At 32.9% G+C, this 14,161-nt stretch carries 13 protein-coding genes; all 13 read left to right on the top strand.

Annotated features, from left to right (window positions below):
* Positions 1-70: 70 nt before the first annotated feature.
* The 13 genes from Q0975_RS26305 (at position 71) to Q0975_RS26245 (ending at position 13,672) form a co-directional block, all read left to right on the top strand.
* On the top strand, positions 71-346 hold the full coding sequence (locus Q0975_RS26305; protein WP_299443236.1) for a hypothetical protein: 276 nt from the start codon (positions 71-73) through the stop codon (positions 344-346).
* A gap of 196 nt (positions 347-542) precedes the next feature.
* On the top strand, positions 543-2,918 hold the full coding sequence (locus Q0975_RS26300) for a PKD domain-containing protein (protein ID WP_299443234.1): 2,376 nt from the start codon (positions 543-545) through the stop codon (positions 2,916-2,918).
* Between the two features lie 137 nt (positions 2,919-3,055).
* A complete protein-coding gene (locus Q0975_RS26295) occupies positions 3,056-3,592 on the top strand; it encodes a DsrE family protein (protein WP_299443232.1) in 537 nt (178 codons plus the stop codon).
* Between the two features lie 13 nt (positions 3,593-3,605).
* On the top strand, positions 3,606-4,889 hold the full coding sequence (locus Q0975_RS26290) for an amidohydrolase (RefSeq protein WP_299443229.1): 1,284 nt from the start codon (positions 3,606-3,608) through the stop codon (positions 4,887-4,889).
* 11 nt (positions 4,890-4,900) lie between these two features.
* Positions 4,901-6,475 (top strand): FMN-binding glutamate synthase family protein, encoded by a 1,575-nt coding sequence (locus Q0975_RS26285; protein WP_299443226.1) that lies wholly within the window; start codon positions 4,901-4,903, stop codon positions 6,473-6,475.
* Positions 6,476-6,485: 10 nt separating this feature from the next.
* The gene (locus Q0975_RS26280) at positions 6,486-7,004 is read left to right on the top strand and encodes a hypothetical protein (RefSeq protein WP_299443223.1); all 519 of its coding nucleotides are present in this window, start codon (positions 6,486-6,488) and stop codon (positions 7,002-7,004) included.
* Positions 7,005-7,094: 90 nt separating this feature from the next.
* Positions 7,095-7,487 (top strand): hypothetical protein, encoded by a 393-nt coding sequence (locus tag Q0975_RS26275; protein ID WP_299443221.1) that lies wholly within the window; start codon positions 7,095-7,097, stop codon positions 7,485-7,487.
* Between the two features lie 274 nt (positions 7,488-7,761).
* Positions 7,762-8,517 carry a hypothetical protein gene (locus Q0975_RS26270; RefSeq protein WP_299443218.1) on the top strand — a complete coding sequence of 252 codons (756 nt, stop codon included), beginning with the start codon at positions 7,762-7,764 and terminating at the stop codon, positions 8,515-8,517.
* Between the two features lie 222 nt (positions 8,518-8,739).
* On the top strand, positions 8,740-9,720 hold the full coding sequence (locus Q0975_RS26265) for a hypothetical protein (RefSeq protein ID WP_299443215.1): 981 nt from the start codon (positions 8,740-8,742) through the stop codon (positions 9,718-9,720).
* A 115-nt stretch (positions 9,721-9,835) separates the two neighbouring features.
* The gene (locus Q0975_RS26260; protein ID WP_299443212.1) at positions 9,836-10,411 is read left to right on the top strand and encodes a hypothetical protein; all 576 of its coding nucleotides are present in this window, start codon (positions 9,836-9,838) and stop codon (positions 10,409-10,411) included.
* Between the two features lie 265 nt (positions 10,412-10,676).
* Entirely contained in the window at positions 10,677-11,252 is a 576-nt protein-coding gene (locus Q0975_RS26255; protein WP_299443209.1) for a TlpA disulfide reductase family protein, read from the top strand.
* 77 nt (positions 11,253-11,329) lie between these two features.
* The gene (locus Q0975_RS26250) at positions 11,330-12,196 is read left to right on the top strand and encodes a helix-turn-helix domain-containing protein (RefSeq protein ID WP_299443206.1); all 867 of its coding nucleotides are present in this window, start codon (positions 11,330-11,332) and stop codon (positions 12,194-12,196) included.
* Between the two features lie 87 nt (positions 12,197-12,283).
* Positions 12,284-13,672, top strand: a complete 1,389-nt coding sequence (locus Q0975_RS26245; RefSeq protein ID WP_299443203.1) for a S41 family peptidase — start codon at positions 12,284-12,286, stop codon at positions 13,670-13,672.
* Positions 13,673-14,161: the final 489 nt, after the last annotated feature.

Below are 14,161 nucleotides of genomic sequence, written 5' to 3'. Positions count from 1 at the left end.
GCATTCAATCAGATAATAGAGAAATTATTTAACCCCAAAATAACCTAATTTTTTTACTATGTCCCCAAACATGAACGTTCAAATTATAGAAAAAGAGCAAATCAAATTTCTAACCTTTCCAAAAGAAGATGTATTAAACAAAAGAAAAGATCAAATAGATCGAACTTTAGAACTACAGAGAGCATTATCTCTTGGTAATTTAGAACGTCATAAGGTAAAAATTGTATTTGTAGATAATAAAGGATTAAAAAAAGTAGAAACCACTATCTGGGGAATCACAGATAAGGAAGTAATCCTAAAACAAGCTACTATTATCCCTTTAGAAAGAATAATAAGTATCTCATAAAAATTTAAGTGTTAATGCCATGAAAGCTCTCAATATTTTCTTAAAGATGTATTGAGAGTTTTTATTTATGAAATTTTTACACAATAAACATGTTTTTAACGTGTTATGATAAATTGACTACTTTTTAAAATCAATTTATCTAGTCGAAATTAATAAATCTTTCAAAAACTGATTTTACCCAAAAAAATCTAAAAAAATGACTAAATCCTACTACAAAAATTTCATTTTACTCCTATTCTTGGTCAACTCTCTGATCACGTTCTCGCAGGAAAATACAGCTCAATTAATAGCAGATAATCCAACTAGTTTTATTGAGAATCTAACAAAAAACAAAACAAAAGGACTTTCCATAAATATCTCTAAGAAAAGTACTCCTCTTCTACTAACTATGAATGTAGAAAAAGTAGAGAGTGGTCAAACCACATATATTGGTAGTATAAATAATCAAAAATTATCTTCTTTTACTTTACATAAAACAGGAAATGAAATAGAAGGTACTTTACTACTTAGGGATAAAAAAACTGGTTATAAAATATTTACGAATGATCAAAGAAAAGTATATATCAAAGAAGTAGACATTAATTCTCTTGTTTGTATAGATCTTGAAACGGCTAAGGAAGAAAATAACACAGACACCAATAATGGATTTTCTAAAATGGCTCCACAACTGGAAAGTCTGCCAGGAGCCCCAGGAATTATCTATTTAGATTTTGATGGCGAAGTTGTATCCGGAACCAGTTGGGTCAGTGGTGGGACGATTAACGCTCAATCTCCAAATTTTTCTGATCAAAAAATAATAGCTGTTTGGAAAATAATGGCAGAAGATTTTAGCGCTTTTAATCTGAATGTAACTACACGAAGAGATCTATATGATGCTGCTCCTCAAAATCGCCGCATGATGTGCATCTTTACTCCTACAAACGATGCTGCTCCCGGATCTGGAGGTGTTGCCTATTTAGGATCATTTTCTTCGACCCGTACTGATAATCCGTGTTGGGTTTATAATTTATCAACCAGAGCTGCTGGAGAAACAGGATCTCATGAGGTTGGACATACGCTAAGGCTTAGTCACGATGGCAGACCTGGAGAAGAATATTATGCCGGACACGGTCAATGGTCACCAATTATGGGATGGAGTGCAAGCAAACCGATTGGACATTGGAGTATCGGTGAATACGATAATGCTACCGAACAACAAGATGATATAGAAATTATAGCTGGATCCCAAAACGGCGTTGGTTTTAGAGAAGATGATCATAAAGATGTTATTACAGAAGCTACTCCAATTCTAGTGGATACCGATGGAAATGTTAGTGCTAATCAAAATTATGGTTTCATACATAATCGTAATGATATAGATGTATTTTCATTTGTGATCGAAACAGGTAATGTATCCTTCAATTTTAATCCAAATCCAGATCATCCTAATCTTAATATACAAGCTAGAATTCTAAATGGAATTGGCGAAGAAATTGCTGTTTCTAATCCTTCTGGTCTCAATGCCAGTATAGATTTAGATCTTACCTTCGGCACATATTTTATAGAAATTGATGGTGTAGGAGAAGGTAATCTAAGTAATGGATATTCTGACTACTCATCTATAGGTAATTATTACATTTCGGGCGCATACACTCCTGGTGATAATAACCAACCTCCAATAGCAAATTTCGAAGCAACTACCAATTGTACTACGGTGAATTTTAATAATACAACCATCAATAATGTAAATGCATATTTATGGGATTTTGGAGACGGAAATACTTCTACAGATCAAAACCCAACACATACATATGCGAACAGTGGTACTTATAGTGTTTCTCTTACTACTTCTAATAGTGCCGGAGAAGATACCAGACAACGTGATGATTTTATTACTATTAACATACCGCAGCAACCTGCAGGAACAGATCAAAGTATATGTATTGGAGAATCTACTTCGTTAACAGTAACAGGAAATAGTGAGTTCAATTGGTATGACACTCCTACAGGTGGAGCTTTATTGTATACAGGAGCAACTTTTGAGGCACCTAACTTACAATCCAGTCAAACCTATTATGTAGCTGGTTCTTTTGATAATTGTACAACAACTACCAGAACAGCAATTAATATAATAGTAGAAGAAAATCCAGCACCTCCGACCATTGTAATACCAGATACTAAAAACCTTACCGTTGATGCCACCTATGCACAATATCAATGGTATTTTAACGGAGAAATAATTACTGATGCTAATGAGGTACAATATACACCAGATCGAATTGGAAACTATAGCGTAGAAGTATTTAATGAAACAGGATGTAATGCTATTTCTACAGCCTTTTCAGTTGATTTATCTCAACTTAATTTAAGTCAAGGTACTAGTATTTTTAACTTCTACCCTAACCCAACTACAGATATACTTAAAATTGATGGACTTACTATTAATGAAAGAGATATAAGAATTGTGAACGCATCTGGGCAAATAGTTGTTAAGTCCATTGCAGGACCCGAAGTCGACTTAACTAAATTATCAAGTGGACTCTATATACTTCTCATAAATAATGAATCTGTAGGTAAGTTTGTAAAACTATAGTTCCTCTTCAGCATAAACAAAAGGCATATTTCGAGAAATCAGAAATATGCTTTTTTTTGTTTATAAGAGATCAAAAACATATTTTAACTTTCCTTTAATAGATTTTTGAATATCTTTAGAAGCGAAAAAATCAAAACTTGAAACACACAATTTTATTTATTCTGGTTGTACTCCCAGGAATACTTTTTTGTCAAAAAGAATCTAAAAAAGGAACTGTCATTACTGAGTATGGTAAAACTTACGAAGTAAAGAATCCAGATTTCAAAACGAATACAACTGATCATTTAAAAGCTGTTTTTGATGTTGGACGATCTTTTGGAGATAGTACAAAAGTAAATCCCCTAATACACACAGCGGCTAGATATCTTAATATGCATGTGGATGCCGGAGTACCTTTAGCTCATCTAAAAGTAGCACTTGTTATCCATGGTAACGCTGCTAACGATATCTTAAACAATAAAAAATACAACGAAAAGTTTAGTGTAAATAATCCCAATACCCCTTTAATATCAGCGCTCACTGATAAAGGAGTTCAAATCATTTTATGTGGTCAGACGGCTGCTCATAGAAAGATCTCTAAATCGGATGTACACCCTAAAATACAAATTGCGTTATCAGCAATGACAGCTTTGGTACAACTACAAAACAAAAACTACAAACTCATTAATTTTTAACTCAACTAACTCCATGAAAAACAATATACTAATCGCTTTACTCCTATTATGTTGTAGTATACAAGCACAAACAATAGACGCTGATGTAAATACAATGTCAGAAAACATTGAGAGTAAAGTTATCGAATGGCGAAGAGATTTTCATCAGAATCCGGAACTCTCTAATCGTGAATTCGAAACTGCAAAGAAAATTGCAAAACATCTAAAAGGCCTTGGTTTTGAAGTAACCGAAAACGTAGCAAAGACAGGCGTAGTAGGTATTTTAAAAGGTAATAAACCAGGTAAAGTAGTTGCGCTGAGAGCAGATATTGATGCACTTCCGGTTACAGAGCGAGCAGATGTACCTTTTAAATCAAAAGTAAAAACAACATTTCTAGACACCGAAGTTGGAGTAAGTCATGCCTGCGGTCACGATACTCATATTGCAATTCTAATGGGAGTCGCTGAAGTTTTAAGCAAGAATAAAGAAAAAATAACGGGTACAGTTAAATTTATTTTTCAACCAGCTGAAGAAGGACCACCACCAGGTGAAGAAGGCGGAGCAAAATTGATGATCAAAGAAGGTGTTCTTAAAAATCCTGATGTAGATGCTATTTTTGGATTACATATCAATTCAGGAACTCCTGTTGGTATGGTGCGTTATAAGCCAGGTGGAACTATGGCCGCGGTAGAACGTTTTGTAATTAATGTAAAAGGAAAGCAAACTCACGGATCTGCGCCATGGACAGGTGTTGATCCTATTTTAATCTCTGCTAAAATAATTGATGGTTTACAAACTATTATTAGTAGAGAATCACCATTAGTAGATGAAGCTGCCGTTATTACTGTTGGTAAAATCACCAGTGGTGTACGATTTAATATCATTCCAGAAAGTGCAGAAATGATAGGAACCGTACGAACCCTTGATCCAAAAATGCGTGAAAAGATTATCCGTCGTATGAACGAAATGGTTCCTGCATTGGCAAAAGCTTATGGTGGAAACGCAACGATAGAATTTCAGAATAACACCTCCATTACGTATAATGATCCAGCTCTTGTTAAACAAATGCTACCTACTATAGAAGGAATCGCCGGAAAAGAAAATGTAGTTTTATCAAAAGCAACTACAGGAGGCGAGGATTTTTCGTATTTTCAGGAAGTAGTTCCTGGTTTCTATTTCTTTTTAGGAGGAAAATCTCCTAAAACAGAAAAAGCAGCTTCTCATCATACACCTGATTTTTATATTGATGAAAGTGGATTGGTACTAGGAGTAAAAGTAATGTCGCAATTAGCATTAGACTATTTAAACGCTCAATAATTTAATTTATAATGGATGCTATCTTAAATTTCCTTGGCTCTATATCTTGGTGGATGTGGGTTTTGATCGCACTTGTATTGGTTGCGATAAGAGATATGTTCTTTAACAAAAAACATACGGTAAGTCATAATTTTCCTATTGTTGGACATCTACGATATCTTTTGGAAAGTATCGGGCCAGAAATGAGGCAATATTTCGTAGCTAATAATCGAGAAGAACTTCCATTTAATAGAATTGAAAGAGGATGGGTATATGCTTCCTCTAAAAATGAAAATAACTACGAAGGCTTTGGAACCGATAGAGACATCTATCAGCACCAGCATATTTTCATAAAAAACTGTATGATTCCTTTCCAAATGGAGAAAGGACATCCAAACAAAATTGATAAAACGTTTTTGCCTTGTGCTAAAGTAATGGGCGCATATAATGAGCGTAGAAAACCATATAGACCTGCATCTGCTATTAATGTTTCTGCTATGAGCTTTGGATCACTTTCTGCTCGTGCAGTAGATTCCTTAAATGTAGGAGTAAAAAAAGCTGATGCTTACCATAATACGGGAGAAGGAGGATTATCTCCATATCATAGCAATGGTGGTGATGTAGTTTTTCATTTTGGAACAGGCTACTTTGGTGTTCGTACTGATGATGGTAATTTTTCTATGGAAAAGATGAAAGCTTTAGTTGAAAACAATCCATTCATCAGAGCCATCGAAATTAAACTTTCTCAAGGTGCAAAACCGGGGAAAGGAGGCGTATTACCAGGAGCCAAAATTACTCCCCAAATAGCAAAAATAAGAGGTGTAGAAGTAGGAAAAGATGTGTTATCTCCTTCTAGTCACAAAGCCTTTAAGGATGTTCCGGAATTATTACAATTAATAGAAGATATTGCATCAGAAACGGGATTACCAGTTGGTATTAAAGCTGCTATCGGTAAAACTGAACAATGGGAATTACTTGCAGAATTAATGGTGAAATCCAATCGAGGTCCTGATTTTATAACCATCGATGGTGGTGAAGGTGGAACTGGTGCCGCTCCACCAAGCTTTGCTGATCATGTATCGTTACCTTGGATCTATGGTTTCAGTGCGATTTACAAGATATTCCAGAAGCATAACCTAACCGATAGAGTCGTTTTTATCGGAAGTGGAAAGCTAGGGTTCCCAGCAAAAGCTGCTATGGCATTTGCAATGGGCGTAGACTGCATCAATGTTGCTCGTGAAGCAATGATGAGCATTGGTTGTATACAAGCGCAGATATGCCATACCAATAGATGTCCAAGCGGTATTGCTACGCAAAGTAAATGGTTACAAAAGGGAATTAATGTTCCTCTTAAATCTGATCGATTGGCACAATACTTTAAATCTTTCAGAAAAGAACTTGTAGAAATCACTCATGCTGCTGGATATGAACATCCTTCTCAATTTACTATGAAAGATATTGATGTAAATGTCGATGATGGTGAACTAACTAAGACACTCGAAGATTCTTTTAAATACAGTAAAACACCTGTAGCCTATACGTGTGCACAGGATTTAAAAGACTGTTCTTATTTAGGAGGACGATATAAAGAATTAGACAATACATAAATCAAAATAAATGAAATTAGAAATTGTACCGTTATTAATCTCCCTTATACCATCGCTTTTTATAACCTTATTGGCGTTATATTATTTCAAAACACATACGGATAACGAGGAAAAAAGACGAAGGTTTTTATTACACAAAGAAAATCAGAAGCAAGCACTTCCATTAAGGCTACAAGCTTATGAGCGTATAGTACTCTTTTTAGAACGAATTTCTCCAGGTAAGTTATTACTTAGAACTCCTCCTCTTAATGAAGACAAAAAGAATTATGAATCTTTACTTGTGCATACTATCGAGCAAGAATTTGATCATAATCTTACGCAACAGATATACATCTCTGATGAATGTTGGAATATTGTGAAAGCAGCCAAGAATGGGACTATAGCATTAGTTCGTCAGACTGTTTTAAAGGAAGAAGTAGATTCTGCTAGTAAAATGAGGGAAATGATTCTGACCGCAATAGTAGAAAAAGGTTCTCCTAGTGATACTGCTTTATCCGCTATTAAAAGTGAAGTAGAGGATTTATTTTAATAGCCTTTACAATTCTTAATTAGGAGGATACTTTATATAGTTCAGAAGGTAACTATATATAGTTGTTCTAAAACATTTAACATCAAATAAATGAAACTATTAAAATTAAAAAATATCAGATTTCAAACGTTATTATTTATTGCTTTAATTGCAGGTTTACTGGGAGCCTGTTCTATTGGAGAGAAAGGAGTATTTTATTCTGAAATGAGTGAAAAGCCTGAACTTAATATAGTAAATGAGTCTCTAATTATCAAAACAAAGAATTCATCTGAAAATTCTGCATTATTGATTTACGAAGTTAATGCTGTAGCTGATAACGAAAGTAAAGCCATTAATCTGACAGCTACCCAAGCATTAAACAAAGAATTCAAAGAGGTTTTTGAGATCGATTTGTCTAAATTTAGCATCGATAACATAAATCTTTGGACTATCAATTGGGTTGATCCAGACCGTAAGAAAACTAAACTGGAATTAAAAGATTAAAACGTTTTACAACACTATAGCAAATAGGGCGATTAGTGATTAATCAAAAAGTTGTTGTCTATTTGCGAAGTCGCCAAATCTTTTGATTTGGCTTTAAAATTGAAAAGATAAAAAAATTGGCTTGTGTCTAAATCGAAAATAATCTCTTGTTTTCTACCCCACTTACCATATATTTAAAGTTGTAACCAATTACAGAGCATACTTTACTATCCTATAGAACTGTAACATTTTGATTTAATTAGACTCTTATATTTAACCGTTAAATATAAAAATCATGCAATCATCAATCAAAAAAATCAAATCACCGTCTTACACAAATCTTCTTCTTTTACTACTTCTATTTTTCGTTTCTAGTAATATTTTCGCACAGAAAGAACTTCTTTGGTTTGGATCCTACACTGATGAGAATGGAAAAGTGCATCAGGGAAGGTATAATATAATTAAGGATGGGAAGGCTTTAACTACTATCATTCTAGCTCCATATGGCAAATCTCCAATGGAATTCACCATCATCAAAAACGATACAGTTCAAAGATTCGTAGAGATTTCTTGGCCTAATATGCCTAAACGAATAGCAACACTTATTCAATATACAGATGGCTATTATGCTGGAAACTTTGAAGACGGGACAAAAATACTCCCTATGGTCATTAAAGAATTTAACTTTCAAGACGCACAATTACAAGGAAATTGGTTCAAACCTAGTGAAATTGAAGTGAAAATTATTGAAAAGACTATTAAACTAATTGATTCTAAGAAAAGCTGGAATAAAAATGATAATCGAATATGTGAGTCTAACAACATTTATAGTTTATTCTGTGCGCTCTATAAATCATCTATTATTGTTGATGGAGAGTATCGCCATCTAAGACCTGCGGTAAACTTCGTTAGAGACGCAATACAAGAAAAATATCCTAAAAAATATGACCATGTTCTAGTTGACTTTAATAACGCAGAAGAAATATCTCTAAAAGAATTACATGAAATTTTAAAGTTAGCCAAGGAAAATCTGATTAAAGCTATAAAATAACTGTGTACAACACGATATATGTGATCATAGTTGATTAAGCCTAAATCGAAAGGTCTTTGTATATTTATGAAGGCGCAATGCTTGCAAAAATGAAAAAACAGCAATCAATGCGCACCTGCCTGCCATCCGACAGGTAGGCAGGGAAATGTCGAGAGTTGGGTAACATTTTGCACGGCTACGACACATATATTAAACATTGTGCGTAATTAATAACAACCAATAATGAAATTGACTTTTAAGCTATTTTTTTTGCTCTTTTTTATTCTTTTAAGTATAAATTCTTTTTCACAGAAAATGGTTGAATATTACGAACCAGCAAAAAATGATAGCCTTAGAGTTGGAACGGGAGAAAATGACTTTTTCCCTTTTATTCAAAAAGGTTATACTCTAATGCTTCCTGAAAATAAAGAACTTAAAGGTGTGCTTATTTTCCTTGAGGATTCAAGGTATGACAAGAAGAACAGGAGCTCAAAACAGATGTATACTCAAGCATTGGAAAAAGGCTTTGCGGTATTGTCAGTTTCAACCGAAATTCCTCTTGACTTTTACTTTTCTAAATCATCTATGATTTCTACGCACAAGCTAATTCAAGAAATCTTCGATAAACATAATTTACCAAATGACAACATTTTCTTTTTAGGAGCAAGTTTAGTTGGACATAGAGCGATGCGATATATTAAATTTATGAAAGAGAGTAATCTCGAATTTCAACTCAACATAAAAGGTATTGTCATTTGCAATTTCACATTGGATTTTACAAGAAAATGGTATCAACATAAACGTGATATCAGAATAAACCGAATTGACCTTTGGGAACCGAAATTTATAAATTATTTATTGGAAACACATTTGAAAGGTACTCCCAAAACTAATCCAGAGAGTTATCACAATTTCTCATCATACAGTTACTTTGATGAAAAAAATAAAAATGTTAAGATTTACAAAGGTTTTGCTGTTAGGGCATATATAGAACCTGCAATAAAATATAAGTTAACAAAGCAACTAAGAACTTTGTATGAGAATAATTCGACAGATATGGTTGGTTTTTTAGCTGAGTTGGAACTGTCAGGAAATAAAAATACTGAATTAATTGTTTTACAACCTGAAGATAATCCATCACAAAAAAAGAATACCCAATCAACTTGGGATGCTATAAATAAACATGAACTTATGGATTGGATTCTAAAGCAAATGGAAAAATAACTACGAACAACACGGTATAAAAAACATAGGGCGTTTGTACTAAACCTAAAGGTCTGTGTATATTTAGTGTAAACACCTAATCTTTAACTTGTGTAAACTATGTATCTTAACGAACATGAAAAACATAATAATAGTTATAGTAATTTTCTATTCATTCGTGTGTAATTCTCAAACGAAAACTAAGTTTTTTTATGATGATTATGTGGAATGTTATTTTGACAATACTTCTAGTGACTCATTGGTAATCTATGATAATATTAAAGGAAAATCAATAATGTCTTTAAAAATTGATTATAAGAAAATAAGGACTCAATGGTATAAAATCGCAATAAAAGAATCGCGAAATGGTTGGGCTAAAATTCAAAATTTAATGGTTGGTCCTGGAAAGGAAGATTCAATTAATAAGAAACTAGCCTCTACATTTAATATGTGGGTTAAGCTTAAAAATCTAAAAATTAACATTGCAGATATGTCTTTACCAGATTCTTTAGGAGTTCCTTTTTATCAAAAACCAGACTTAAATTCTGAATTAGTTTGTAAATCAGGTAAATTTTTAAAACTAGAATTGATAGACACTGATGGACTTTGGGCAAAAGTTTCTTTTACACATAACAAAAACAAATATACTGGTTGGATTGAAAGAAAAAACCAATGCGCATATCCTTGGACAAGTTGCCCATTTAATCCATAATGAGTAGAAAAACGAATGCCTAACATTATATATGAAACCAGAGTAAAGTTTAGTGCTAGATCGAAAGGTCATTTCCTTTTTGCATTGGCGCTGGATTTTTATAAATTGAACAAGAAATAAAAATGCGCACCTGCCTGCCATCCGACAGGTAGGCAGGGATAAATCGAAAAGCTAGGTAACATTTTACTCAGCTACGACACATATATTAATCATTGTAAGTCATCAAAAAAATAATTAAATGAAAAGTTTCGTTTTAACAATTACAGTGTTTTTTGCACTTATAGGTTGCAAAAAAAGAGAAAATAAAAATGAAGAATTAGGCAATTCATATGAAATAGGAATTCAAAATTGTATTAAGGTTAAAAAGGATAACCCTAAGGATTTTTTTGCTACTACGAATTGTTTGATCGGTAGTAGATTACCTAATTTTAAAACGCAAACAATAGATGGGAAAATAATAGACGACCAAATGCTAAAAGGAAAAGTTTGCGTTATAAATTTTTGGTTTACCACTTGCCGTCCTTGTGTAGCGGAAATACCTGGCTTTAATGAAATTGTAAAAAAATATGGAACAGAAAAAGTTAACTTTATTTCAGTAGGAAGGAATAAAAAAACAGAAATAGAAAAATTTCTAAAGAAACATCCATGGGATTTTTCTCATATTGCGAATGAAGATGGAATTATCGAGAAAAAATTCAAAATTCAATTTGGATACCCTACAACATATATAGTAAATAAAAATGGGGTTATTATAAAATCTTTTTCTGGTGGAGCAATAGGTGAACAGGCAACAAATATGATAAAAGAGAAAATAATACCGGTACTTGAAAAAGAAATATAAAAGCAGCGTGTATTAATTAATTGGTTCAGGTATAGTTTATTTTGCCACTTTTCATATACCAGATCGTTATATATAAAATGATATACAAAGAAACATTACCGGATCATTTATTTTCGCATCATGTGGAAAGCTATTGGCATATCTTTTCGGATGAGCGATTGGCCAAAGATCCTTTAGAAATGTTTCTACCCACCTGTACATTTAATATTATCTTTATTGATTCTCCAAGTATTGTAAGGAGCAACTCGCAGACCAAATGGATGCGTCTACAACGAGGAGCTTACTTTATAGGGCAAACAAACACTTCATTAAGTTTTAAATCGAAAAGTGCCGTTAATATTACAGGTGTACGTTTTAAGCCTTTTGCATTTGCCAATCTCATTAAAAATCCACTAATAGATTTTAATGACAGTATTGTAGCCCTTGAAAAGGTTTTCTCTCTTGATAAAATAACACATTTACTTATCCAGAGAATTTCTATGGAAAGTAAAGCCATCATACAAGAACAACTTATTAATGAATTTACAAATATCTTATTGTCAAAAGCGATGTCTGTTGACGAAAACTTAAGAGCTCAGTTAAACTTCATTATGCTTAGACATGGAAGCATCAGGATACGCGAGTTGTTCGAAGAGTTTAATGTAAGTAAAGTTACATTACATAAACATTTCATAAATAAAGTAGGACTTTCTCCCAAAAAGGTTTCGCAAATATGGCGGATGAATAGAATCCTTCAACTTAAGGAAGAATTTCCTGATATGAGTCTCACTTCTATTGGTTTAGAGGCAGGGTTTTATGATCAAGCACATTTCATTAAAGATTTCAATTCAATTTTTAAAATAACTCCTTTTAAGTTTTTTGCTCAAAAATCAAGCCTGATCGAAATTACAAATCTTAACATTTCTAAACGATTCACCAATCAATATGATCCTATCGTATCATAGTACATTTGGAACTATTTCTTTACCGTTTACTTTTTTACAATTTTATGAAAGTTCAATATTTTAAATTAGCTTTAAAAACCTAAAATAATGATGGTAATTCGTAAATATCTTTTTCTTCTTTTCACGCTATCTCTATGTTATACTGCTATCTATTCACAGGATATTGAATTAAGTAAGAAATATAAAGAAGAGGTAATTAACACTTTGTCAGAATTGATGAATAACAGGTACGTCTTTCCTGATATTGCAAAAGATACTGAAGAACATTTAAAGAAACAGTTTAAGAAAGGGCATTTTGATCAGTTTACAACGAATGAAAGTTTTGCTACGGCACTTACTGAATCTGTACAATCGATCAATAATGACAAGCATATGAGGATAATGAACCAACCTCCGTATGAGGCTCCTTCTATGACACCAGAACGACTCATTGAAGAGAAAATTTATAATCTCAAAAGAAAAAAAGAATACAATGCTGGTTTTAATACTATAAAGGTACTAGAAGGAAATGTTGGCTATCTAGATTTAAGAGGATTTACCTACTTTAAAGAGGGGAAGTCAATTGCAGATGCATACATGAAACTTATCGCAAATACAGATGCAGTTATAATAGATCTAAGTAAAAATGGTGGTGGAGATCCGGAAATGGTTCAATATTTATGTAGTTATTTTTTTAAAGGTGGTATTCACTTAAACAGTCTATACTTTAGAGAAGGTGATAGAACAATTGATTTTTATACACTGGATAAAGTAGATGGAATAAAAATGATCGACGTTCCTTTATTTGTTATAACAAGTGAAAAAACATTTTCTGGTGCTGAAGAATTTTCATATAATATGCAAACACAAAAACGTGCAACCTTAGTAGGGCAAACTACAGGAGGAGGAGCGAATCCAGGTGGCACTAGTCCAATTAATGAATTCTTAAGTGTTTTTATCCCAACCGGAAAAGCTATTAATCCGATCACAAAAACAAATTGGGAAGGCGTAGGTGTAGTTCCTGAAATCAAAGTAACGAATGACGAGTCGTATCGTAAAGCGCATGAATTGGCTAAAAAAGCAGCTGATCAACACAGGAAAAAATTAAAAGAATTATACACCAATACTTTCACTAATCTTCTGTCAAAACTGGAAACCTATGATGAAACAAATTCTGAGAAAAATATCTTAGCCACCCTAAAAGATTGTAACGAAAAGGGGCTTATACAGGAATGGGAAATTAATGCACTAGGATATCAATATATGATGGAACATAAAAAGACGAAAATTGCAGTATGTATATTCAAAGCAAACACAGTTTTACATCCTGAATCAGCGAATGGATTTGATAGTTATGCTGAAGGATTAATGATGCTTGGCAACTATGAAGAGTCTATAAGAAATTATAAAAAAGCAGTAAAACTTGCAACTGCGGATAACTCACCAGATCTTTCTGTGTATCAAGATAACCTGAAAAAAGCAATGCAGAAAAAGTAATAACCTATACATTAATCCGAAGGGGATTAAAGAAACTAATTTCGCCTAACTCCTATTAATACTTAGGCTAACACGATGTATAACACATAACAATCTTAGGTTTACATTAGCTACCTATAGTATCGATTTTGCGTCAGGGATAGAAACCCTTCGACAGACTCTGGACAGGTCTAATCTTATTTTATGAAGTACCCTGAGGCTCTCCAAGGGTACTTATAAAAAAGATATAGTGGATAGCCCACCAGGACGCTATTAAAATCATCCACATTGTTTATAACACTCATTATAAACAGTTTATTAATTCTAAATTGTGATACAGTTCATCTAAAAAACTAATTTTCTTTGTGAATATACTCTTACGTAGATATAATCACATTGTACAGGAATTCAATCAAAAAACACCTTTAAACCCTTGTAAATATTGATTTTATTATTTAAAACCTTGTTTTCAAGCTATCTTCTACCCTGACAAATAATGACTTAAAGTCT

It is taken from the genome of uncultured Aquimarina sp. (assembly GCF_947500065.1).
Taxonomy (GTDB): domain Bacteria; phylum Bacteroidota; class Bacteroidia; order Flavobacteriales; family Flavobacteriaceae; genus Aquimarina.
This window is presented reverse-complemented; position numbering and strand designations above follow the sequence as displayed.